The organism is Bradyrhizobium sp. IC4060 (genome assembly GCF_020193715.1).
In the GTDB taxonomy this organism is placed as follows: domain Bacteria; phylum Pseudomonadota; class Alphaproteobacteria; order Rhizobiales; family Xanthobacteraceae; genus Bradyrhizobium; species Bradyrhizobium yuanmingense.
Genome location: NZ_JADYVJ010000003.1, coordinates 180,282 through 204,571, shown reverse-complemented (window position 1 = coordinate 204,571; position 24,290 = coordinate 180,282). Strand labels below are relative to the sequence as shown.

The following is a 24,290-nucleotide window of genomic DNA, read 5'->3' as shown; positions in this document are numbered from 1 at the left end:
ACCTGCGTTTCGCAGCAACCAGTGATCGCCCGACATATTCGATCATTTCGAACGCTGTGGATAGCTATGACTTCGAAATCGTCGGCGAGTTAAGCGAAGTTCAAGCTTTGCCACATTCGCACCGCAAAATCGAACTGAGGTCCAAATGAGCCACGTTTCGGAGCAGCCGATCGATCGCATCACAATTCCCATGCTGCAGCGGTGGAAGCAGGACGGTCGGCGTCTCGTCATGACGACAGCCTACGACGCGGTTGCGGCGCGTATCGCGGATCCGTCCGTCGACATCATTCTCGTCGGCGACAGTGTGGGTAACGTTTGCCTTGGATTCGAAAATACGCTTCCAGTGAGCGTTGCGATGATGAACCATCATCTGGAAGCCGTGGTACGCAGCAAGCCTCGTGCTTTACTCGTCGCCGATATGCCATTTCTTAGCTTCCACGTCAGCGTCGAGGAAACCATACGCAACGCCGGCGGATTCCTGCAGCGAGGCGCAGCTGCGGTGAAACTCGAAGGCGGTGGCAAGAGAATCGAGATGGTACAGGCCCTCGTCGATTGCGAGATTCCTGTGATGGGTCATCTCGGTCTTATGCCCCAGAGCGTCAACGTCATGGGGGGCTTCAAAGTGCAGGGTCGGAAAGCGGATGAAGCGTTGCGTTTGCTCGATGACGCTCACCGTCTGCAGGAGGCCGGCTGTTTCGCTTTGGTATTGGAGGGCATTCCGGCCGAGCTTGCTGCTCGAGCAACCAAGTCCTTGACAATACCGACGATCGGGATCGGCGCCGGCCCGGACTGTTCAGGCCAGGTGCTCGTGTTTCACGACGTGCTGGGCCTCACTGGAGGTCATCGCCCCAAATTCGTTCGCGCCTATGCAGAAGGCTTTCAGCAGTTGCATGATGCGCTTTCGCGCTGGGCCGCGGATGTCCGCGGTGGTGCATTCCCGGGACCGCAAGAGTCCTATAGGCTTCCCGAAGGCGTCGAAGAAGCAATTACCAACTGGGCGCCGTTCAACCCAACTTGATATAGAGCTCTACATGCAAACAATCACGAGGGTCGCTGAACTTCGCCGTACTCTCGCAAAATCCCGCGGTGCCGATCAACGGGTCGGATTGGTGCCGACAATGGGCTATCTCCACGATGGCCACATGGCGCTGATCGCGGCGAGCCAGGCGCAATGCGACGTCACCGTCGTCAGCATCTTCGTCAACCCCACTCAGTTCGGACCAAACGAGGATCTCAGTAGCTATCCGCGCGACTTTTTACGTGATGAGGGACTGTGCCGTGATGGCGGTGTTGCGATCCTCTTCGCGCCGGAGACACAGGAGGTCTATACGAGCCATTTCGAAACCTTCGTTGAACCGGGCGACCTCGCCAAACCTCTGTGCGGAGTCTTCAGGCCTGGGCATTTTCGCGGTGTCGCGACCGTCGTATGCAAGTTGTTCAACATGGTGCAGCCCGATGTCGCGTTTTTTGGGCAGAAGGATTTTCAGCAATGCGCAGTCGTGCGTCGCATGGTAATTGATCTCAATCTCCCGATCGAGATGGTCACTGTACCAACCGTTCGCGAACAGGATGGGCTCGCAATGAGCAGTCGCAACCGCTATCTGAGCAAAGAAGAGCGTCAGCGGGCCCTTGCGATCAATCGTGGACTATCCGCAGCGCTCGACGAATTTCGCTCGGGAGAGCGCAACGTAGAAAAGCTGATTGCGGTCGCCAAGCGGCATTTAGAGGCAGTTGACAGACTGCAGTATCTTGAACTTGTCGACAGTGACACGCTCAAAACCGCCGATAGTCCACTGCGGCGCCCCGCGGCGCTTTGTGCGGCAGCCTACGTTGGCTCAACGCGGCTGATCGACAACGTCCTACTGGGGTTGCGAACTCGGTAGCGCAATGCGTGGCTAAACCGTGCGCAGCATATTGAGCAGCAAGAAATGCTCAAAGCACCTCCGAAGGGCGCGTCGAGCTGGTGGCGAAGGGCCGACTCCAAGGCGACCTTGTTCAGCGACTTAGCGAAGCGATAAGTCGCGGGTGCGTACGGAATATTGTGGGACCTAAAAGTTTGTGTCCGGCAACATCACGAGATTTGCTCTACGGCGGTCATCGATCAATTCGACAAACCTTGGTATAGTGCTTTACAGCCCAGGCTATATCACCCATTTACCTTTGTAGAGTTGAGCACCCGTCACGTCGTCTGTACTTTCGACGTCGAACCTCGATCATTTGGTTTGCGGGTCAGTGCGAAGCCTGAGCTGCTGCCTTGCTATAATTCGTTGAGTTCCGATCAGGTGTTGCGACGAACATCTAGAGTTCGGACCTTCGGCCGATTGCACTTAAGAAGACAGAGGCTTTATAGCAGGTGCCCATCATCGAGACGGGGATCAGCCATCAGAGCAGCGGAGCAACATTCACTCGAGTGACGAACATGGAAGAGAAGGATAGGGCGTCCGCATCCGCGAGCACGTGAGCTCTTAGAGTAGCCGATGGCGCGTCCCTCATACCGGAGGCTCTAGCACAGCCGCAGCATCGGTGATCATTGCCGCTTTATAAGTTGCGGCGAATTTGCATCCCACTCTTGAAAACATAGGTCGATATGGCATTTACCGAGCTTTTCATCAAACGTCCGGTATTGTCTATCGTCGTCAGTTCTTTGATTTTGCTGATCGGCTTGCGCGCGGCCACCGTACTGCCGATCCGGCAATATCCCAAGCTATCTAATACGGTTGTCAATATCACGACTTCCTATCCTGGCGCTTCCGCCGACATGATCCAGGGGTTCATCACCTCTCCCCTGGAGCAGGCAGTCGCGTCCGCCGAGGGCGTTGACTACATTAGTTCCTCGTCTGTGCTTGGTACTTCGACCATCAAAGTCTACATTAAGCTCAATTTCGATCCCAACGAAGCGCTCACGGAGGTGCTCTCCAAGGTCAACTCAGTCAAATACCTGATCCCGAAGGAATCAAACGATCCAGTCGTCACGAAGTCGACGGGTCAGAAGACTGCTGTCATGTACATCGCCTTCTCCAGCGAGGAACTGGCGGCAAGTGCGATCTCCGACTATCTCTCACGCGTCGTGCAACCGGTTATCTCGACGGTCGACGGCGTTGCAGCGGCAGACATTCTGGGCGGCCAGAGTTTTGCGATGCGGCTATGGCTCGATACTGCGAAAATGGCTGGGCACGGCGTGTCGCCGGCTGAGGTTTCGGCTGCAATCGCCGCCAACAACTTCCAGGCCGCGGCGGGCCAGACCAAGGGCTATTTCACTATCTCCGATGTCACGGCAAATACGGATCTGCGGAGTGTCGAAGATTTCAAGCGCATGATCGTGAAGGCCAATGACGGTGGCTTTGTGCGCATGGAGGACATTGCGGTAGTGGAGCTTGCCGCGCAGACTACTGACATTAGTGTCGCGATGAACGGCGAGCACGCGGTCTTTGTCGGCGTGCAGGCGAGCCCGCAAGGCAATCCTCTAAACATAGCGCGAGGCGTTCGAGGGCTGTTTCCAGAAATCGAGCGTAACCTGCCGCCTTCACTGAGGATGAAAGTAGCCTACGACTCCACCAAATTTATTCAATCATCGATCGATGAAGTTGAGAAGACGCTCATTGAGGCCGTCGTGGTCGTTGTGGTCGTGATCTTCCTGTTCCTGGCCTCGCTGCGCTCGGTCATCATTCCTGTCGTCACTATTCCGTTGTCGCTCGTTGGTGTCTGCAGCATGATGCTGGTGCTGGGGTTTTCATTCAATCTCTTGACCCTCCTTGCAATGGTTCTGGCTATCGGTCTCGTGGTCGACGACGCGATAGTGGTGGTGGAGAACATTCACCGCCATTTAGAAGAAGGTGCGACGCCCCTAAAGGCTGCCACAGCGGGCGCGCGCGAGATCGTCGGCCCCGTTGTCTCCATGACGATTACTTTGGCTGCGGTATATGCCCCAATCGGATTTCTGGGCGGGCTCACCGGTGCGCTGTTCCGCGAGTTCGCGTTTACGCTAGCGGGAGCGGTGATCGTTTCGGGCGTGATCGCTTTGACGCTATCGCCGATGATGTGCTCGCTCCTCCTGAAGAGCGCCGAGGGGGGACGGTTTGCAAGATTTGTGAACCGTGGGTTCGGCGCCATGACACAGTGGTACGGCCGCAAGCTCGATCGCTCGCTTGACTATCGACCGGTTACGGGGCTGTTTGCGGTAACCATGCTGGGCCTCGTCGGCTTTCTCTATATGCACACTTCCAAAGAACTCGCCCCCGAGGAGGATCAAGGGATCGTATTCGCTTTAATGAAGGCGCCGAAATACGCAAATATCGACTACCTCGACTATTACGGCAACAAGCTCGAAAACGCGTTACAGAAATTTCCAGAGACTGACTTGAGCTTCGTGCTCAATGGCGTTAGCGGCCAGCAGAGTGGCCTGGCGGGCATGTTGCTCAAGCCGTGGGACGACCGCACGCGATCATCGATTGTACTAAAGTCCCTTGTCCAGGCCGAGCTGTCAAAAATCGAAGGCATCAACGCGTTTGCCTTTAGCTTGCCTCCGCTTCCGGGCGGTTCGGACGGGCTACCAGTGCAGATGGTGATCAATTCGACCCTTGGCTTCCAATCCATCTACGAGCAGATGTCAAAGCTGAAGGATGCCGCGCGAAAGAGCGGGCTGTTCATGGTGAGCGACTCCGACCTCGAGTTCAACCAGCCGGTGGTACGAATCAAGGTTGATCGATCCAAGGCTAACGAGCTTGGCATCACCATGCAGACTATCGGCAATGCGCTTGCCACCTTACTTGGGGGAAACTACGTCAACCGCTTCAATTTGCAGGGCCGCTCTTACCAGGTGATCCCGCAGGTTCCCCGAGGGGAACGCCTGGTGCCGCAAGCAATCGGGAGTTATTACGTAAAGACCGCGACAGGCTCAATGCTTCCGTTGTCTACCGTAGTCTCCATCGAGACCGCCACCGATCCGAACGCGCTCACCCACTACAATCAGCTCAACTGCGCGACTTTTCAGGCAGTGCCGATGCCCGGCGTCACGATCGAACAGGCTGTGGATTTCCTGGAAGCCGAGGCGAAGAAACTGCCCGCAGGCTTCAGCCACGACTTCCTGGCCGACGCGCGCCAGTATGTGCAAGAGGGTAATCAACTGGCCATTACATTTGCATTTGCACTCATCATCATATTCTTGGTGCTTTCGGCGCAGTTCGAAAGTCTGCGCGATCCGCTCATCATCATGATCAGCGTGCCGATGGCAATGGTCGGCGCGTTGATTCCGCCATTCTTTGGCTGGGTGACCATGAACATCTACACCCAGGTTGGACTGTTGACACTTGTCGGGTTGATTTCTAAGCACGGCATCCTAATGGTTGAGTTCGCCAATGAGCTGCAGCTCAAGGAGAGAGTTGACCGTCGCTCGGCTATAGAGATGGCGGCGCGGGTCCGATTGCGCCCAATATTGATGACCACGGCGGCGATGGTCACGGGCTTCATGCCCTTGTTGACTGCAACGGGAGCTGGCGCGGCGAGCCGCTTCTCGATCGGGCTCGTCCTCGCCGCCGGCATGTCTGTTGGCACTCTGATCACGCTATTCGTGCTTCCTGCGCTCTATGTCGCGATCGCGTCCGATCACCGTGACGACGCGAGCGCCGACTGCGCGAACCTCGCCAAGCTCGACCTCACCGGCGCTGCTCACGCCGAGATGGCCAGGCAATGACCCATCAAATCAATCTGGGTTTGCTCCGTGTGGCGCGCGAAGGAGCCTAGGACCGTTTTACGTTTCCTGGGACATCGAGATCTTCGGGAGCAGGGCGCCTCATCTGCTCGGCGAAGAACACTTCGGTGGTCCGCTGCTGGCTGCTCAGGCGTAACGGCGCCGGTTATTCACGGCTTCGGAACCAAGCTCGACGTCGCGGAGGGGGCAAAAGACAATTGGTGCTCTCTTGATAAAAAGGTGGACCTACCAATCATCGCGAATGGCTCGGCCTGCCATTCGGATCGTTGGTGGGGTTGCTCTGATCCGTGATGCAGGCTTCCTTTTCGTGAACAAGCCGATCACACTTGTGCCGTTGATCGCTCTCAGCGCGAAACGCGCGGTATGCCAGCTGAATGCCCTCCTTGAGCGAGGTGGTGGCGCGCCAGCCGAGCCCGGACAGCCGACTGACATCGAGCAGCTTGCGCGGCGTTCCGTCTGGGCGCGACGTGTCGAAGCTGATCTCACCGCGAAAGCCGACGGCGGCCGCAACCATGAGTGATAACTCGGCGATGCTGATGTCCTCGCCGGTGCCGATATTGACCGGTTCTGGCGAGGAATAGGTCTTCATCAAATGGATGCAGGCGTCAGCGAGATCGTCGACGTAGAGAAATTCGCGGCGCGGCTTGCCGGTACCCCACACCACGACGTTGCTGCCGCCCGCAATCTTGGCCTCGTGGAAGCGGCGGATCAGCGCGGCCATGACGTGGCTGTATTCCGGGTGATAATTGTCGCCGGGGCCGTATAGATTGGTCGGCATCACGCTGATGAAATCGGCGCCGTACTGGCTGCGATAGGCCTCGGCCAACTTGATGCCCGCGATCTTGGCGATGGCATAGGGCTCGTTGGTCGGCTCCAGCGGGCCGGTCAGCATCGAATCCTCTCGCAGCGGCTGCGGCGCCAGGCGTGGATAGATGCAGGAGGAGCCGAAGAACATCAGCTTCTCGCATCTGTTGGCATGGGCCGCCTGGATCACGTTGCTCGATATTGCGAGGTTGTGGTGGAGAAACTCGGCGCGCAGCGTGTTGTTTGCGACGATGCCGCCGACCTTGGCAGCGGCCAGGAACACGGCCTGCGGCCTCTTCGCTGCAAACCAGGCAGTCACCGCGGCCTGGTCACGCAGGTCAACCTCGCTTCGCGACACCGTCAAGAGATCGACCTGCTCGCGTGCGAGCCGGCGCATCAGCGCCGAGCCGACCATGCCGCGATGGCCGCCGACGAAAACCGTCTTGCCTTTCAGCTCAAAAGCCGCGCTTGCCATTTGCTGCGTCCTGTCTGGCTTGGACGAGATCGCTGGCGACCATTTCCTTCACCATTTGCGAGAACGACGTTTTCGGCGTCCAGCCGAGTTTCGCGCGCGCCTTGCTGGCGTCCCCGATCAGGAGATCGACCTCGGTCGGACGGAAATAGGTCGGATCGACCTGTACCAGGGTCTTGCCAGAAGCCTTATCGACGCCGATCTCCTCGGCGCCCTTGCCCCGCCATTCGATTCTGCGCCCGACCTCGGCAAACGCTAGCTCGACGAACTCGCGGACGGACCGCGTCTGGCCGGTCGCAAGCACGAAGTCTCCGGGTTCGTCGACCTGCAGGACCCTGTGCATGCCTTCGACGTAGTCGCCGGCATGGCCCCAGTCGCGCTTGGCGTCGAGATTTCCCAGATAGAGCTTGTTCTCGAGGCCGACCTCGATGCCGGCGACGGCGCGGGTGATCTTGCGGGTCACGAAAGTCTCGCCGCGGATCGGACTCTCGTGGTTGAACAGGATGCCGTTGCTCGCGAACATACCGTACGCCTCACGGTAGTTCACCGTGATCCAGTAGCCATAGAGCTTGGCGACGCCATAGGGCGAACGCGGGTAAAATGGCGTGGTTTCCTTCTGCGGCACCTCTTGCACGAGGCCGTAAAGCTCGGAGGTCGAGGCTTGGTAGAAGCGCGTCTCCTTTTCCATGCCGAGGATGCGGATAGCTTCCAACAGGCGCAGCACACCGATCGCGTCGGCATTGGCGGTGTATTCCGGGCTCTCGAAACTGACCTGGACGTGGCTCTGTGCGGCCAGGTTATAGATCTCGGTCGGCCGAATTTGCTGCACGAGCCGGATCAGGTTGGACGAATCCGTCATGTCCCCATAGTGCATTAGGAATGGCACATCACCGGCGTGCCGGTCCTTGTAGAGATGATCGACGCGCGCTGTGTTGAAGGAGGACGACCGGCGCTTGATCCCATGCACGGTGTAGCCGAGACCGAGCAAATGCTGGGCGAGATATGCGCCATCCTGCCCGGTGACGCCGGTGATCAGCGCAACGCGCCGTTTAGAATTGTGAGCCACCATGATCTCGCTTAGTTGCGACGGAAAGAGTTCGCTCTGAGAACCATTGCGAAGCCGCTTCCCGAAAATTCGAGATGCGCACGCGCGCTCCACCGTCAACTCAAGGAGCGCGATCGTTAGCCCCTGTCATACACATCGCGTAGGAATACACACCATATACATTGATTTATAAGTGGACTGTTTTATGCCAACACATCGATCTTCAGAGATGAAAGTCAGGCGACGTCGCAACGGCGATGATCCGAGGCAGGTGAGATGAATTGTAAGCGCCGGTACGCCCGCCCGGGCGCGCTTGCCGCCTGCCTATGTCGCCAACGAGACAGATGCCGTCCATCTGTGAGCCTCATCGATCCTGACGAGCATGTATGGATCCGCGCGCTCTCATCGGGGCGCAGAGGAGCGGCGGGGTTGCGGCTTCCGAATAGAAGAACCCGTCTTATCGTCGGCATAAAATTATAATCCACGCCGTTCCCTAATAGCTGGTTTGCAGTAGGCGATGCACAGCCGATGCAAGACAAAGGGACTGGCAAACGTTGGTATAGACCGTCGAACGTTTCGATATCGAAAGTTTACGTTAGTACAATGGAGCTTCGACGCCGATCTTTTAATCTTGACCGAACGTAAGTTGCCTCAGTCCGAGTATGACAAGTCTCTTAAAGCCCGCGCCGGAAATTTGTTCCCGGGAGAACTGGACAATTCAAGCTAGAGCTGCTGCGCAGGTATATCACCAGCAGACCATGTAGAGGATGTGGGCAGCGTTCTTTTTTCTGCCTGAAATGGAGAGAAGCCGAGACGAAACGTGACCCCTATCGAGGAGTCGATCCTGAGCATCGACGCAGTTGTTGCCGCATCAACTTCATCCGGTAGGCCAGTATCGCTGCTCATTTCTTTTTGGAGACTTAGAAGTGAGAGTCGTGAGGTGGCTCATCAGTAAGGGTGAGGCTGTTTGTGCCAAGCTGGACGTTGCCGTGCAGGCGCTACTGCACGTTTGGCTCTCGTCCAGGCGGTCACGGCGTTGGCGATCCCGTCGCAGCGTCATTCGACTAGCTAGCTAAAGGGTGGAATGAAGCCGACGAACAATGATGGCTGAAAGAGATCTAAATCACGCGGGCGAACGGGGATGCGATAAAGACGGCCGCGGAAGATTCCGAACTTGAAGCCCGTTGTTATCGGGCAAGCGAGTTCTATCACGGGGCTCCTATAGCGCGGACGCCGGACTCCTCGAACTTGGGCTGCATGGATAAATATGTGTGGAATTATTGGCATTTTGGGACGTGGTCCGGTCGTTGGGCAGTTGGTCGCGTCGCTCAGGCGACTGGAATATCGAGGCTACGACTCAGCGGGTCTCGCGACTCTCGAAGGTCTCCGTATCGAGCGCCGCCGCGCTCAAGGTAAGCTGAGAAACCTTGAGGAGCAGTTGAGCTACAGTCCCCCTGCAGGTCAAAGCGGCATCGGTCACACCCGCTGGGCGACTCATGGAAAGCCGACCGAGAGCAATGCTCATCCGCATGCGACGGATAATGTCGCGGTCGTGCATAACGGGATCATTGAGAATTTCCGCGAGCTGCGAGCGGAGCTGGAACGAAATGGAGCCGAGTTTTACTCAGAGACGGACACCGAGGTTGTGGTGCATCTCGTCGAATTCTACCTCAAAAATGGCTACTCACCGCAGGATGCGGTGCAGGCGTCGTTGCCGCGCTTGCGCGGTGCCTTCGCGTTGGCATTCCTTTTCAAGGGGCACGACGACCTTTTGATCGGTGCGTGCAAAGGGTCGCCCCTTGCGATCGGACATGGTAACGGTGAAGTGTACTTAGGATCTGATGCGCTCGCGCTCGCGCCTTTGACCGATACTATTACTTATCTTGAGGACGGTGACTGGGCCGTGCTTACACGCGCGACGTGCGTGATCTATGGTACAGACGGCTCTGTCGTCCCACGAGAAACATCAAAGTCTGATGTATCGTCTCTCCTTGCGGACAAGGCGAATTATCGCCACTTCATGGCTAAGGAAATTCACGAGCAGCCGACAGTTGTCGGCAAGACATTGGCGCATTATCTCGATGTGGCGGCCAAACGGGTAGCGCTGCCGGTCGCGTTGCCGTTCGACTTCAATTCCATTGAGCGCATTTCAATTACTGCGTGCGGCACGGCAAGCTACGCTGGCCACATCGCGAAATACTGGTTCGAGCGGCTGGCGCGTTTGTCTGTCGAGATAGATGTAGCCTCTGAGTTCCGCTACCGGGAGGCGCCTCTGCGCCGGGGCGATCTCGCGATCGTCATCTCGCAATCGGGCGAGACGGCCGACACACTAGCTGCGTTGCGATACGCCAAGGGCCAGGGCCTGCACACGATATCTGTCGTTAATGTCCCGACGTCGACGATTGCGCGCGAGAGCGAATCCGTTCTGCCGACGCTGGCGGGGGCAGAAATCGGCGTCGCTTCCACCAAGGCATTCCTCTGCCAGCTGATGGTACTGGCGGTGCTTGCCATCGCAGCAGGGAGAGAGCGAGGCAAGCTGTCTGAAATCGATGAATCGAAGCTCGTGCAAGAGCTCATCGAGATGCCGCGGTTGATTGCTGCGGCCTTGTTGGTCGAGCCGCAGATTGAGAAGCTCGCGCGCTATATCGCCGCCGCTAGGGCCGCACTCTACCTCGGTCGTGGCACATCGGCGCCTCTGGCGTTGGAGGGCGCGCTCAAGCTGAAGGAAATTTCCTATATCCACTCAGAAGGTTATGCCGCCGGCGAGCTCAAGCACGGGCCGATCGCACTCGTCGATGAGGCTATGCCTGTGGTGGTGATCGCACCTTACGACGGCGTTTTCGAGAAGACCATTTCGAACATGCAAGAAGTGGCGGCTCGGGGCGGCAAGATCATCCTGATCACCGATGCGAAGGGCGCTTCGGAAGCGACGGTGGACACGCTCGTGACCATCGTTCTGCCGACAATGGTCGCAAGCTTTACGCCGATGGTCTATGCCATTCCGGTCCAGCTCTTGGCTTACCATACTGGCGTCGTAAGCGGCGCGGACGTCGATCAGCCGCGTAATCTCGCAAAATCGGTCACTGTGGAATGAGGCTGCAGTGTTGGTATCGAGATGGATCTCGACGAGTTCCCAATCCGAAGTCGCTGGTAGCCGCCGTGCGGTCGTGCAACCTCAACCGATACTACCGTCAGCCCGCCTTGGTGTAGTAGGATTGGTCACCCTAGCCGCGGCGCGGGATGCCTCTGGGCTTGCAATGTGCTGGCGAAGCCGTTCAGGAGGCATTGCAATCCGCCACAGGATGCCAAGAGTTCCAGGCTTGTTGGCCTAATGATGCTCCAAGCCGTATGCTGGGATTGAACGGTCGCGATGCAGTCGTCATGAAGCACGCGCTCTACAATGCCGTTCTGCATAGTATCGCGATCTATGGGAAGGATCTGATTGGCGTCCGCAGGTGAATGGTCAATCGACCGTTCCCAACGGAGGCGGATCCTCGCACTGCTCGCTTCTCATCCGACCTAGTGAATGGCAATGGGCGAGCGCGCCGCCGTTCCATTAGAAGCAGGTCCTGTGTCCGCTAACGTGAGGGCGGCCAGCAGCATCACGTCAGGTTTTGGTAAGCCCGAGTCCCTATCTGCGCCGCATGGCCTAGCAAGCCTGAACTAGACGTGGAAACTGCATGTCTGACCGGAGTACCAATTGCCATGTATAATCGGATCAATGGCTCGTCCTATTTCACATCCTCTCCCCTTGACGAGGCTGATGAGCAAAACGACGCAGACACTTTCGCGGATGCGTTTCGGCAACTGCGCTTAGCCCCGCCAAACTCCAGCGGCACTTCGTCTTCGGCAGCACGGCCCTATTGGCTTGATTCAAGCCCGCCTGTCGTAGAGATCGATAAGAGGTCGTTCAGAAAAGCAGCAGAGGGCTATCACAGCGACGAAATCAGGAAAATCGCCGATAACCCACAAGAATATTCGGACTTCGTCTCTCAGAAAGCGGCGCGAACTGCAGAGGTTGCTGAGGAGTATGGAACAACTCAAGATTCTGTAAATGCGCGATACTTCAGCTATCAATTAGGAAACAAGAGTGTCGGTCTTCTTCGAATGGAAGGGGGCGACAGCATGACGAATTTCGACGTGGAAAAGTGGCAGGAGCTGTTTCCCGGGCGACCTGGGACGACCGGAACTGTAGATCTCCAGGTCGTTCATCCGCTTGTCGAGAACGCCGGCGATATTCTGCTCGAGCATCAACTTGGAATGGCCGGTGAACGGCCACTGCTGAATTTGCGTCCGGCTAATCCGGAGGCAAGAGCCCGTGCTGCAAAGATGGGGTTCGTTGAGGTTGACGCCGATAACATGGTTCTCGACCCAGTGAAGTCAGACAAGTGGGTGAGGAATGGCGACGGCAAGTGGCAGCGAGAAGGCACCGCTTCGCGGTATCTTCGCAAAGCTGACGACAGCCAAGACCGTAAAGTCGAGATGCCAGCGAGTGCTTCAACATACGATTATGAGGATGATTTCATGTGACCATGGAATTACCGGCATTTGGCCTCGTGGAAGAAATCGATCTAGCCTGCTCCGCACTTCTCTGCGGCGGCGTCGGCGTTTAGCTCAGAGTTCCTCGTTTGACTCAGAATGCTCTCTCCTCAGTTCTCCTTTGGCTTAGCAGTTGCTGATTGTCGCGCCTGGGAAGTAGGGCTTCTTGTACAAGCCTATTGCTGAGAATGCTCGCCTGCGGCGACGACCTGTTGTGACCCCGGGGCCGGCCGAGGGGCCGGCACGTGTGGCGCCAGCACGTTGGACGGCTGGGACCACAACTCTTCCGCAGATGAAGCTTGCGAAGAAATAATGGCGTGGGCGCCTGACGATAGTCAGTCGCAACAATGTACAGCGAAGCGGCCGCCCAACGGACAAGCCGGGCCCCGCAAGCGTCAACGGACGTAACGATGCGGTGAGCACGAGCATAGTGCAGAACGCTCTCACCAGAAGAGGGATACCCAATACATGGGCCGCTGCTGAGCGAAGCTCCATTGTCATCGTCACCGCCGTGGGGCTGCACAGCCAATCTCGTGCTTGCCGGGCCATCTCGGCACTCTGCAATGGAATATATAGCCTCGCTCCAGATGGAGCTAAGAAGTGCTTTAGCGCAACGACGGCTCTGGGTCAGCGTTACGATGAGCGTTGGCGTGGAATCAGTCGAGTTGGCGTGCCAGCATCTCTCGCAGGATAGTCTGTTCTGCAGCCTCCCATATCCGTAAAGCGTGGACGGGCAAGAAATTGCTGGCCGCTAGCATATTTACAGTAAGCCCGGGTTCGGACTGCGAAGACGTTGCAAGGTGGCGTGATTGTCGCCCACGAGCGTTTAGATCGGACATGAACTCAAGCTGCAGGTTGGAATCAGATATCGCCCCGGGCGCCAGGTGCCTTCAGTGCGCTGTCGAGGCACTTAAGTAACTCTTGTCCGCCAAATGGTTTGGCGAGGAAGCCAATTGCTCCCGCGTCCAGGGCTGACGTGCGCACACGCTCGCTGGGAAAAGCGGTAATGAAAATGAAAGGTGCTTCGTAACCACGCGTCCGCATCTGTTCCAGCAGCTCCAGCCCGCTCATCGTAGACATCTGCACATCGGTAATGACACAGGATATCTCGTTCAATTGCGGCGACTGCAGGAGCGCCTCGGCCGAAGCAAATATCTGCACGAGGTAGCCACGCGATTTTAAGAGGTTCCCTGTCGCCGCACGGACTGAGGCGTCGTCGTCAACGACGGAAATCAAAGGCGTGGACAAGATGAGCCCTCCTGGCGCGGGAATAGCGGCTGCCAAAGCACTAGCCACCTTCGGCCAAAGATGGGCTGGAGAGATGAAGCTGTAAAATCATACTTGCGTTTGTTCAGGACGATTTGCACGAAGCCCCAGCGTCTCGCTCATTCTGATCAGCTCGGCGAGCGACCTGGCACGCATCTTTTTCATTACGTGACCCCGGTAGATCTTGACGGTAATCTCGGCGAGCCCAAGTTCGGCGGCTACCTGCTTGTTCATCAGGCCGGCCGTGACCAGTTTCATCACCCCCTGCTCTCGCGGGCTTAAGGTCTCAAATAAAGACTGCAGGTTCGCGACGGTTCGCTGAGCTTCCCGTCTTTTGCGATCGCGTTCGGTCGCCGCAACCACGGCATCAAGCAGTTCCTGATCGCGGAAGGGCTTGCTGAGAAAATCGACCGCACCTCCCTTCATGGCCCTGACGGTCATGGGAATGTCGCCATGACCGGTGATGAAAATGATCGGGATGTGTATGTTCAACCTGGCCAGCTCGGTCTGGTAGTCAAGGCCGCTCAGGCCTGGCAGCCGGACATCAAGAACTAGGCAGCTTGGGACGTCCGGAATTGTGCTCTGCAGCATTTCCCGGGCCGATCCGAACGCAACGACCTCCAATCCTACCTGTTTAAAGAGGTTAATAAGCGAGCGGCGCACGGAGATGTCATCTTCTACGACAAAGACGATCGCCTTCCTCGAGGCCTCGGCACTGCTACCCTGACCTGGCGAGTCAAATGGTACTGTCACTGGATGGCCTCCTTATGCACGGGCAGGACAAACTGGAAGGTCGCGCCCGGTTCATCTTTCTGAAGAAACGATAGCCGCCCTCCGTGAGCTTCCACGATAGAACGGCAGATCGAAAGTCCCATTCCAAGGCCGCTCGACTTGGTGGTGAAGAAGGGATCCAAGACGTGGTCAGCGTCCTTCTCAGCGATCCCGACGCCGCAATCGGCTACGGCAAGCTGCACGCGCCCCAGATCGTCCTTGGATGATTGAATCAGAAGTTCGCGCGGCCGGTCTGTAATTGCGTCCATCGCCTCGATTCCGTTCATCACCAGATTGATGATCACCTGTTGTAGCTGAATTCGATCACCGAGGATCCTAGGCAGCACGGCCGTCAACTCGGTTCGCAACGTCACCCGGTGGCTCACCAGCTCTCGTGTTACCAGCGCAATGACGTCCCTGACGACATCATTAATGTCTAGCGGCACCATCTCAATCTCGCCTTTCTTCGCGAGTGCGCGAACACTACGGATCACCTCGCTTGCCCGGATCGCGTCTTCGATGATCCATTCCACTGAAGAGCGCGCTTCGGCAAGATCAGGAGCTTCGCGAGCCATCCATCCGAGGCACGCATCGGCGTTCGTGAGAATAGCGGCGAGTGGCTGGTTTATCTCGTGGGCGATGGAGGTTGTCAGTTCTCCTAACGTCGTTACACGCGTCACATGGGCAAGCTCCGCCTGTGCCTTTCGCAGGTCTTGTTCGGCCTGATCGGCGCGAATAATGGCTGTAATGTCAGTGCTGACGCCACGGTAGCCCAGAAAATTGCCGTTTCCGTCGAAGAAAGGTTTGCCACTCGTGCGGACGTAGATCGGAGATCCCATCCTATTCACTGTGCGGTAGACGAGATCCCGAAACGGCTGATGCGCCTGCAACGTCGCCCGATGCTGCCGCCACTTTTCGGGCTCGTCTTCGACGTCGCACGCGATCTCCCAGCGAAGCAGGTCTATCAATCCTGTGGCCAAAATTCCTGCAGTGCTGGTGTGCTCGGATAAGCGAGTGACCCGATGATCTGGACCGGTCTCCCAGAGCCAGTCGGAAGCTGTCTCGGCGTAGTCGCGAAAGCGCTGTTCGCTTTCGCGCAGCGCGACAAGTGTGTTTTCCAGGCGTTCCCTAGCTGCGTGTTGATCGGTGACATCCATATGTGTTCCAATCAGCTCGCTGATCTTACCATCGCTAGCGACGACAACATGCGCAACGGAGTGTATGCGCCTTATCCCGCCATCTGGCAGAAGAACACGGAAGTCATATTCGAACCGCTCCTGCTCCTTTTCTCTCGCCTGGCGCTGCACCTCCTGTAACCGCGGCAAGTCTTCCGGATGGATGCGCGAGCGAATGGTCTCTATCGATACCGGCTCTTGTGGGTTAAAGCCAAACAGTCGATCAACTTCCGCGGAGCGATACACGAAATCTAGACCATGGACGTCCCAGGACCAGCTGCCTGTGTGGGTGAGATGCTGGGCCTCGGCCAGATAGGCCTCGCTGCGACGCAACTGCTGTTCTGCTCTCCTCGCTGCCGTAATATCGGTAGCTGCCCCGACAAACTCGATTTCACCAGAAGCGGTTCTCGTGAGTCGTGCCTTCGCATGGATGTGCTTCACAGAGCCGTCTGGTAGCAGCAATCGATACTCGTGCTCGAAATCGCTCAAATCCCGCATCGCTCCATCGATAACCTGTTTAACCGAAGCCCGATCATCTGGGTGAGTGCGATCAACGACGAGCTGCGGCGAGGGAGTCGTTTGAGGATCTAATTGGAAAATCCGAAATGTCTCCTTTGACCAGAACGCCTCGCCGGTGGTGGCGTTCCAGCTGAAGCTGCCTGTATGACTCAACTCCTGCGCTTGAGCCAAATGCGCTTCGCTCCGCTGCAGGGCAAGTTCCGTCTGCTTTCGCTCCGTGACATCTTCGCAGGCGATAAGGACAATGGGCCGGTCGTCGGCCCAAAGCATGGCCTTGGCGTTTTCACGTACCCACAATACGGAGCCGTCCTTCCTGACTTTCTGGACGTCCCACGTGCGCGATTGTCCAATATCCTCAAGGCACGCCCGAATGCATTTGTGAACGAATGCGCGATCCTCCTCAAGAAATATGCAGAGCACGGAGTGGCCGATCAGTTCTGCAGGAGCATAGCCGAGTTGGGTCGCGCCGAATGTATTGACGTTAAGGACAGTGCCGGCTTCATCGACCATGAAGTACATGGCCGGATTGTGCTCGAAGATTGCTCGCCACCGTTTTTCACGATCCTCCAAATCCCCCGCACTCCGCTGAAGCTTGACCGCAGCCACACGCGCAGCCTCTCTTTCCTGGCGGAGCTTTCCGATCAAGTACGTTCCTACGATCGAGACAATAAAGAATGCGACAACCACTGGAAGATCGCGGGGGTCATCGATTTGTAGGCTGAACGCGGGCGGCGCAAAGTAGTATGCGAGAGCAGCGATTGCCATGATGCAAAGCGCGGATGACGCGATGAAGCTGCCCATCAACGAGAATAGCAAGACTACTAACAAATAGGCGAACGCCGTCGCGGCGAAATGGGCATTAAGGTATACGCAACTCAATGTAACAGCGGCTAGCGTTATACCGCCGAAGGTCAACTGAGGGGCTGAACGTTTAAGACTGCTGATCTGGATAGACATTTTGAGACCGTCCGGCCTGTTCTCCGGCGGGAGAGCTATAGCATTCTAGGCAAAAATGGGGCAATCTTCGACGCTTGGATCGAGCGTGTCCGAGATTGATCACCTGCGGCCGAACTCAGCACGTGCGGGGAAAAAACGCATCATAAACGTACGTATAGTTGTCCTAAACTTTTCGATGAGGGGTCGCTGACCGTGCGGCAGTCGAAGCTGAAACGTCTGCTTTGCTCCCCTTGACGATGGCCTTACGGCAGTCGCTCGAGCCTGACGAGCAGAAATAAGCGGGCGAACCACTATCTCGCCGGCGCAGTCGGTCCTGCGGAGGAAAGCGCAACCGTCATGTGTTGAGACAGGAAGGCCAAGTTGCGCGAGTGCTACTTGGCGATTAGGCCATCAGCCTAGCTGCGGAGGTCGTCTCCAATTGGTTTCGGTGGGATCGAGCGCCGACATGATACCGAGCCGACGGTGCCGTGGGCGACTCGCTGCATTCAGGTGGACGGTAGCCTTGACCGGCAAAGAGGCGCCCTGAAGAAGCCCGCACTTCTTTGATCGCGTGCTTTTCAGGGGGAGCTGCCTGGCCGCGACGCGGGAGCAAGAGCTGTGCACTGGAGAGCGCACGAGAAAGTGCCGGCTTGCCTTAACTTGGCCTGGCCGATTCGAAGTACAAGAAGTGTGAATCTTGCATTCAATTCGGGTTCGGCTGGTGGCGGTTAAGATCCGGGGACCTACTTCATTGTGCTTGTAGGGTCGATAGTGGTCGAAACTGCGGGCTGGTTGAGCCGAGCCTGCAGCGTTCCGTGCTCTAGCTCGTCTTCCCACCAGGATACGAACACGGCCGCGATGCCATTGCCGATGATGTTGGTCAGGGCACGCACCTCGCTCATGAACTTGTCGATCGAAAACACGATTGCCATGCCCGGCACAAGCGCTGGGTTTACCACCGACAATGTCGCAGCGAGGGTGATGAAGCCAGCGCCGGTGACGCCGCTTGCTCCCTTCGACGTTAGCATTGCCACAAGCAAGATCGTCAGCTGCTGGTTAAAGGAGAGATCGACGCCGAGTGCCTGGGCAATGAACAATGTTGCAAGTGTCATATAGATGTTGGTGCCGTCGAGGTTGAAGGAATAGCCAGTTGGCACCACCAGTCCGACGACCGTCTTGGAGCAGCCCAGCCGCTCGAGCTTCTCCATCAATTGCGGCAGTGCGCTTTCGGAGGACGAAGTACCGAGCACGATCAGAATCTCGCCTTTGATATAGAGGAGGAACTTGAAAATTGAAAAGCCGACGAGGCGCGCGATCAGGCCGAGCACCACCACAACAAACAGCGCGGCAGTTGCGTAAAACAGCGCGATCAGGCCGATCAAATTACCGAGTGCTGCCGGCCCAAACTTGCCGACCGTGAACGCCATGGCGCCGAAGGCGCCGACCGGGGCGGCTTTCATTACAATAGCGATTACGCCGAACACTGCGTGCGCGACGTCGTCAATCATGCCGCGCAGCCGCTCCCCACGCTTTCCCAGAGCCATCAAAGAAAAGCCGAAAAGGATCGCGAACAGGAGAACCTGCAGAACATCCCCGCGAGCGAAGGCGCCGACCACGCTATCGGGAATGATGTTGAGAAAAAAGTCGACGGTCTTCGAAGCTTCCGCCTGCTTGACGTAATTGGCGACCGCCGCAGCATCCGGCTTGACCGCAAGGCCATGGCCGATTTGGACGAGATTGCCCATAACAAGGCCCAACAGCAAGGCAAAGCTGGAGACGATCTCGAAATAGAACAGCGCCTTGAGGCCGACGGATCCAACTTTCTTCGCATCCTGAATATGCGCAATACCAGATGTGACGGTGCAGAAAATAATCGGCGCGATCACCATCTTGATGAGCTTGATGAACCCGTCACCGAGAGCCTTAATCCAGTCGTTGGTGGCTAGAGATGGCCAGAGGCAGCCGACCACGGCGCCCATAAAGATCGCGATCAGCACCTGAACGTAGAGTATCTTATACCAAGCTTGCGACGCGCGTACAGGCGCCGCAGTTGCCATGGTGGTCATGACGCTTCCTTCCCGAATATACTCGAATGTGAGCCGCCGCGCTTCAGAGGCGGCAGCGTCATACGAGACTCATCATTTTAGCCGTGTCCGATTGAAGACGGTTCCGGGAGCCGGCGCGTCCTTCCAAAGGCAGGCGTGTAGTTACGTTGTCCATTCTCGTTAAGCAAGATACGCACCAGATGCCTAAACTGCGGCCGATTGATTAGTCGTGGACAAGTCGTCTGCCTGGGCGGCATTGGCTGAGTCGAGCGCGGACCGCATTCGCAAGGTCGAACAAAATAATTGCAGCGTAGCGCACATTGGCGGAGTTACGTCTCGACTGGGAGCCTTAGCGTGATCGATATGCACACAGTGCTGAGATCGATGCAACAACACGTGGCATCGGTAAAATCGATAGTTTGGATTGCACGCATTTGCCGGATGGAAGCGCGGCTTGGAAAACAAGATTGTTCGTAAAAGCCATTTGTCTCCAGGCCTGTGCTGACGATCCGCATTGGCCAGGGCGGTCACGAGGCCGGCTTCGCTCGCGGCCCCTCGCGCCTTTTGCGCCGTCGCAGAAGCAGCTTACAACGAGTTCTCGGCTATCCGTTCGTGTTGCTGCCAAACGGCGGGCTTCCTGCGGTCCGCTCCACTACTGGCGCGGCGAGCCGTCGACCAACCACACAGGCATCTCTTCGGCTGACAATTTCTAACGCTTCGTTGCAGGGCCGTCGCTGTCTGCTCGGAAACAAAGGTGCCGGAAACCTAACAGAGTGTTAGGTCCACTCCAAAGTGACGTCGCCGTCCACGCGAATTTCTCTCGCTGAGCATAGAGCTGCCACTGTTCGCACCCGGCACAGGAATTGCTGATGACAAATGAGAAGTTGCCGCCGTCGCATGAACCGAAGCGGAGCTGCCACAGGAGTTGTCGATGAGGCTTGCGATGCCGCTCTTGCTCGCACAAACGAAGCGCGTGAATTTGGCGGCCGCCACGAGCTGCCGCGCGACCAACTGGCGGTTCGCGCCACCGCGCTGCGTGAGCCGCACGTGCAGGCCATCACTGTCAGGATACGTCGGCCCGCGCTCCCTGGCGGGCTGACGCAGATGGATGTGGTTTGGGCAGAGATTTCGCAATCCCTTGCGCTCACGATTGAGCTCGCCAGCTTGACGACCGTGATCCTTCTCTTGATTGGTGTGCCCCTGGCTTGGTGGCTAGCGCGCTCAAAGACCTTTGCGGGCGAGGCGGTGGCCACGTTGATCGCCCTGCCGCTGGTGCTGCCGCCAACGGCTCTCGGCTTTTGCGTCCTCGTTTTGCTCGGCCCCCACGGACCGGGTGGCGTTCTCGCCTCTTTCTGGGGGGAGCGCACGCTGGCCTTTACTTTCGCCGGAATCGTGGTCGGATCGGTCCTCTCGGCGCTGCCGTTGGTCGTGCAGCCGATCCGTAACGCCTTTGTTGCGATAGGCGATTTCCCCTTGGAGACGACCGGGCGCGTTTCGCCGTTGTATGCCTTCATCGCCATCACCGCGCCACTGGCGCGATTGGAATTTGTTAAAGCCGCCGTGGTTGGCTTTTCTCATACGATCGGCACATTCGGCGTCGTGATGATGATCGGCGGCAATATTCCTGGGCGCACCAAGGTGTTGTCGGCCTACGTCGTAGACTACGTCCAAGCGTCGCGCTGGCGTGAGGCAAGTGTGGTTGCTGGTGGTATGGTGATGTTCGCCTTTGCGACAATCTTCACTTTGGCGCTCATCGACAGACACTGTGCCAGGAGGGGCACCTAATCGTCTTAGGACTGCCGCCCGACATCCGATAATGCGGGCGGCAGTCTTGCAAACTGGGCCCATCCATCCTTCCGAGGGTACAATGAACAAGCTTGCTATCGCCAAGGCAGCCGCTGGATTCGCTCTCAATTCGGTGCACTCCGCGCCTCTGCCCGAAGCGGCGGCCGATGAGGTCGGCGTTTCTCAGCAGCGCCTTGCCAAGCTAGACGAGTTCTTCGCTCGCGAGATTGCAGCAAACGCGTGCCGGGCGCGGTGATTGCAATCGCGAGAGACGGCGAGCTGATTCACTACAAAGCGTACGGCCAACTCGACCCCGTAAAAGGAAGCCCATGCGGCTCGATGCGATCTTCGCGCTTGCTTCTATGACCAAACCGATGGTGGCCGTTGCTGGGCTCATCCTTATGGAGGAAGGTCGCCTTCCTCTACACGCCAAGCTTACGGATTACTACCCGGAATTCGAAAACATGAAGGTGGCAGTGCCACAGCATGACGGCTCATTGAAATTTCAAACGCAGAGTTCTGCGATCTACATCCACGATCTTTATCGCCACACATCCGGACTCACCTACGGTGCGCCCGACAGCTCAGACCAAGTGGCGCGTCTCTATCCCGGTTTCGCCGACCCGCCCCGAAGGGGCGATAAGCAGACTTTCATCGAAGCGATTACCAAGCTGCCGCTAGCGCACCAACCGGGGACGGAATTCGAATACGGCTTCTCGGCCGATGTGCTGGGAGCTGTCATTGAACAGGTCAGCGAACAGCGATTGGGCGGCTATCTCACCCGCAATCTATGGAAGCCGATCAAAATGCAAGATGCCACTTTCCATTGTCGGAATGGCAACGCGAGCGCCTCGCGCGTTCCATTTTCGGAGGACCCCCTGACGGGAAAGCCACAAGACATCGAACTCCTCGAAAGCCAGACGAAGTTTGACTGCGGGGGAGCATGCGCATTTGCGACAGTCGGTGACTACGTGCGCTTTGGACAAATGCTGCTCAACGGCGGGGAGCTCGATCGGCAGCGGATTCTTGGTCCGAGGACGGTGCGCCACATGATTTCCAACCACCTCGGGCCAGGGATCAAAAATAAAGTCGCCACTGTGGAAGCGCACCGTGCCGGCCTCGGCTTCGGGCTTGGAGTGGCTGTACGGCTAGCCGGGGGGCTTTCGGCGGTTCCAGGCAATCCAGGAGAGTTCACCTAGACCGGGGCCTACGGCACACAATTGTTCTGCGACCCAAAAGAGCGTCTGATCGCGGTGGTCGGAACCGCGGCGCCCGGGGAGTACTACCGCGAACAAGTCCAATATATCGTCTATGCCGCGATAATCCGATGATCCACTTTCCCCCGAAAGGTTCGATGATCCGTTTTGGGTAGCAGACAGACAGTGTTGCTAATACGGATCGATGTCGACTGAATGTAGGGGCCGTTGCCTTCTATCCGCGTCGGATGGATCGCACCAATGCTTCAAGACACGATCGCCTCCGCTATCGCGAAGAAGCTCCTGCAAGTGGGTGGGTGTCGCGATGCGCCAAGACGTCGCGCCGTGCCATCGATTGGCTTGTGCGATGAACGCTCCTAGATAATAACTTTAAACGTCGCGTCTCTTGCCCACAGCGCCGTAGCGATGACGTGCGAGGAGGCGCTTTTACCAAAGTCAGATCGAGTCGACCCAGCCCCCAAAGCAACGTCAGCGGCGCGCATCTCGGCTCGGTCCATTGCGGCGTCTCTTCCTCGCTCGACGGCCGCTTTTGGACGGCTGCAGTCACGATCATGAGAGCTTGAACGCCTCGTTGGTCAGAAATCGGCAAGCCTGATTGGGAGCGCGCATTGCGGTGACCGTCAACTGCACCAATTCTATTCGACAATCGGGCTGACGAGTGTCGCGATTGTAGGTTAGTCTCCGTGCAGTGGTGAACCTTCATGCTGATTTGTTCAAGTGCTCACATCTCCGCAACTGAACCATTAGCATGACAGATCCATGGCAAAGCTACTGGCAGGTGGCCAGGTTCACAATTTCGCAAATCTCAGCGGTCGCTTGATGTCTTAAGGGTTTCGCTTCGCTGGCCTGGTTCTTGCTAAACCGCCAGCAATTCGTAACGGCCACGACTACTCACTTGGAAGGTTTCATGGCTGATGCAACGGAAACGTTCTACAGCGTGATCAGACGTCAGGGTATCACGCGCCGTAGTTTCCACAAATTCTGTAGTGTGACGGCCGCGAGCTTGGGACTTGGTTCGCTCACCGCAAGCAGTATTGCCCAGGCCCTGGAAACCAAGCCGCGTGTGCCCGTCATCTGGTTGCACGGGCTCGAGTGTACCTGTTGCTCGGAAAGCTTTATCCGCTCGGGCCATCCCTTGATCAAAGACGCGCTGCTGTCGATGATTTCGCTCGACTACGACGATACGATCATGGCGGCGGCTGGACACCAGGCTGAGGCCATCCTGGAAGAAACTCGTGCCAAGTACAAAGGCAGGTATGTGCTCGCAGTCGAAGGCAATCCACCGTTGAAGGAGGGTGGCATGTTCTGCATTGACGGCGGCAAACCGTTCGTTGAAAAGCTCAGGTCGATGGCGGAAGAGGCCATGGCGGTTATCGCTTGGGGCACGTGTGCGTCCTGGGGATGCGTGCAAGCGGCCAAGCCCAATCCGACTGGCGCGGCGCCAATCGATAAGGTGCTCACCAACAAGCCCATCATCAAGGTGCCCGGGTGCCCTCCTATCGCAGAGATCATGAGTGGTCTCGTGACTTTCATCATCACATTCGGAAAGCTTCCAGAGCTCGATCGCCAAGGACGTCCGAGTATGTTTTATTCCGAGCGCATTCACGACAAGTGCTATCGGCGTTCCCATTTCGACGCTGGCCAATTCGTCGAAGCGTGGGACGATACGTACGCCCGCAAGGGGTATTGCCTGTACAAGATGGGCTGCAAGGGGCCAACCACCTACAATGCCTGTTCGGCCGTTCGGTGGAACGGCGGCGTTTCATTTCCCATTCAATCCGGCCACGGCTGCCTCGGCTGTTCCGAGGACGGCTTCTGGGACAAAGGGTCATTTTACGACCGACTTACAACCATCAAGCAGTTCGGCATTGAGGAGAACGCCGACAAGATCGGCATGGCCGCTGCCGGCGTGGTCGGGCTAACCGTCGCTGCCCATGCGGCGGTCACCGCCGTGAATCGGTGGACTCACAACCCGGATCGCGCGGCCGATAAAGGCAAACCGAGTTGAG

13 protein-coding genes and 1 pseudogene are annotated in these 24,290 nt (G+C 57.4%); 8 read left to right on the top strand and 6 right to left on the bottom strand.

Going from position 1 to position 24,290, the window contains the following annotated elements; genetic code table 11:
- Positions 1 to 145: 145 nt before the first annotated feature.
- From panB to I6F16_RS12760, 3 genes are all read left to right on the top strand, one after another.
- Positions 146 to 1,018: a 3-methyl-2-oxobutanoate hydroxymethyltransferase gene (panB, locus tag I6F16_RS12770; protein ID WP_035999095.1), complete on the top strand. Its 873-nt coding sequence runs from the start codon at positions 146 to 148 to the stop codon at positions 1,016 to 1,018.
- A gap of 13 nt (positions 1,019 to 1,031) precedes the next feature.
- The gene (panC, locus tag I6F16_RS12765; RefSeq protein ID WP_035999098.1) at positions 1,032 to 1,883 is read left to right on the top strand and encodes a pantoate--beta-alanine ligase; all 852 of its coding nucleotides are present in this window, start codon (positions 1,032 to 1,034) and stop codon (positions 1,881 to 1,883) included.
- A 704-nt stretch (positions 1,884 to 2,587) separates the two neighbouring features.
- Complete coding sequence (locus tag I6F16_RS12760; RefSeq protein ID WP_225173803.1) at positions 2,588 to 5,689, top strand: efflux RND transporter permease subunit; 3,102 nt, start codon at positions 2,588 to 2,590, stop codon at positions 5,687 to 5,689.
- Between the two features lie 250 nt (positions 5,690 to 5,939).
- Here I6F16_RS12760 and I6F16_RS12755 read toward each other — a convergent pair whose 3' ends face one another.
- Positions 5,940 to 6,986: a GDP-L-fucose synthase gene (locus I6F16_RS12755; protein ID WP_276573556.1), complete on the bottom strand. Its 1,047-nt coding sequence runs from the start codon at positions 6,984 to 6,986 to the stop codon at positions 5,940 to 5,942.
- Positions 6,967 to 8,052: a GDP-mannose 4,6-dehydratase gene (gene gmd, locus I6F16_RS12750; protein WP_035999104.1), complete on the bottom strand. Its 1,086-nt coding sequence runs from the start codon at positions 8,050 to 8,052 to the stop codon at positions 6,967 to 6,969. Before gmd ends, I6F16_RS12755 begins: the two co-directional genes overlap by 20 nt.
- Before the next feature lie 1,243 nt (positions 8,053 to 9,295).
- Here gmd and glmS point away from each other — a divergent pair.
- Positions 9,296 to 11,122 (top strand): glutamine--fructose-6-phosphate transaminase (isomerizing), encoded by a 1,827-nt coding sequence (glmS, locus tag I6F16_RS12745; RefSeq protein WP_035999107.1) that lies wholly within the window; start codon positions 9,296 to 9,298, stop codon positions 11,120 to 11,122.
- Positions 11,123 to 11,733: 611 nt separating this feature from the next.
- Positions 11,734 to 12,558, top strand: coding sequence for an Effector protein NopP (locus tag I6F16_RS12740; protein ID WP_225124683.1), 825 nt, complete (start codon positions 11,734 to 11,736; stop codon positions 12,556 to 12,558).
- A gap of 870 nt (positions 12,559 to 13,428) precedes the next feature.
- Here the strand turns inward: I6F16_RS12740 and I6F16_RS12735 are convergent.
- From I6F16_RS12735 to dctA, 4 genes are all read right to left on the bottom strand, one after another.
- Entirely contained in the window at positions 13,429 to 13,815 is a 387-nt protein-coding gene (locus I6F16_RS12735) for a response regulator (RefSeq protein WP_035999163.1), read from the bottom strand.
- A gap of 87 nt (positions 13,816 to 13,902) precedes the next feature.
- Entirely contained in the window at positions 13,903 to 14,586 is a 684-nt protein-coding gene (locus I6F16_RS12730) for a response regulator transcription factor (protein ID WP_035999112.1), read from the bottom strand.
- On the bottom strand, positions 14,583 to 17,255 hold the full coding sequence (locus tag I6F16_RS12725; protein WP_225173802.1) for a PAS domain S-box protein: 2,673 nt from the start codon (positions 17,253 to 17,255) through the stop codon (positions 14,583 to 14,585). Before I6F16_RS12725 ends, I6F16_RS12730 begins: the two co-directional genes overlap by 4 nt.
- Before the next feature lie 722 nt (positions 17,256 to 17,977).
- A complete protein-coding gene (gene dctA, locus I6F16_RS12720) occupies positions 17,978 to 19,300 on the bottom strand; it encodes a C4-dicarboxylate transporter DctA (RefSeq protein ID WP_225124680.1) in 1,323 nt (440 codons plus the stop codon).
- 1,083 nt (positions 19,301 to 20,383) lie between these two features.
- On the opposite strand from dctA, the gene I6F16_RS12715 reads away from it, so the two are divergent.
- From I6F16_RS12715 to I6F16_RS12705, 3 genes and pseudogenes are all read left to right on the top strand, one after another.
- On the top strand, positions 20,384 to 21,064 hold the full coding sequence (locus tag I6F16_RS12715) for a molybdenum ABC transporter permease (protein WP_225137824.1): 681 nt from the start codon (positions 20,384 to 20,386) through the stop codon (positions 21,062 to 21,064).
- Between the two features lie 82 nt (positions 21,065 to 21,146).
- A pseudogene (locus tag I6F16_RS12710) lies at positions 21,147 to 22,395 on the top strand (serine hydrolase domain-containing protein).
- Positions 22,396 to 23,188: 793 nt separating this feature from the next.
- Entirely contained in the window at positions 23,189 to 24,289 is a 1,101-nt protein-coding gene (locus I6F16_RS12705; RefSeq protein ID WP_035999169.1) for a hydrogenase small subunit, read from the top strand.
- Position 24,290: the final 1 nt, after the last annotated feature.

What these genes read in the sequence shown, in the direction of transcription:
- panB (WP_035999095.1), top strand. Translation starts at nt 146, where the DNA reads ATGAGCCACGTTTCGGAGCAGCCGATCGATCGCATCACAATTCCCATG.
- panC (WP_035999098.1), top strand. Translation starts at nt 1,032, where the DNA reads ATGCAAACAATCACGAGGGTCGCTGAACTTCGCCGTACTCTCGCAAAA.
- I6F16_RS12760 (WP_225173803.1), top strand. Translation starts at nt 2,588, where the DNA reads ATGGCATTTACCGAGCTTTTCATCAAACGTCCGGTATTGTCTATCGTC.
- I6F16_RS12755 (WP_276573556.1), bottom strand. Translation starts at nt 6,986, where the DNA reads ATGGCAAGCGCGGCTTTTGAGCTGAAAGGCAAGACGGTTTTCGTCGGC.
- gmd (WP_035999104.1), bottom strand. Translation starts at nt 8,052, where the DNA reads ATGGTGGCTCACAATTCTAAACGGCGCGTTGCGCTGATCACCGGCGTC.
- glmS (WP_035999107.1), top strand. Translation starts at nt 9,296, where the DNA reads ATGTGTGGAATTATTGGCATTTTGGGACGTGGTCCGGTCGTTGGGCAG.
- I6F16_RS12740 (WP_225124683.1), top strand. Translation starts at nt 11,734, where the DNA reads ATGTATAATCGGATCAATGGCTCGTCCTATTTCACATCCTCTCCCCTT.
- I6F16_RS12725 (WP_225173802.1), bottom strand. Translation starts at nt 17,255, where the DNA reads ATGTCTATCCAGATCAGCAGTCTTAAACGTTCAGCCCCTCAGTTGACC.
- dctA (WP_225124680.1), bottom strand. Translation starts at nt 19,300, where the DNA reads ATGACCACCATGGCAACTGCGGCGCCTGTACGCGCGTCGCAAGCTTGG.
- I6F16_RS12715 (WP_225137824.1), top strand. Translation starts at nt 20,384, where the DNA reads ATGGATGTGGTTTGGGCAGAGATTTCGCAATCCCTTGCGCTCACGATT.
- I6F16_RS12705 (WP_035999169.1), top strand. Translation starts at nt 23,189, where the DNA reads ATGGCTGATGCAACGGAAACGTTCTACAGCGTGATCAGACGTCAGGGT.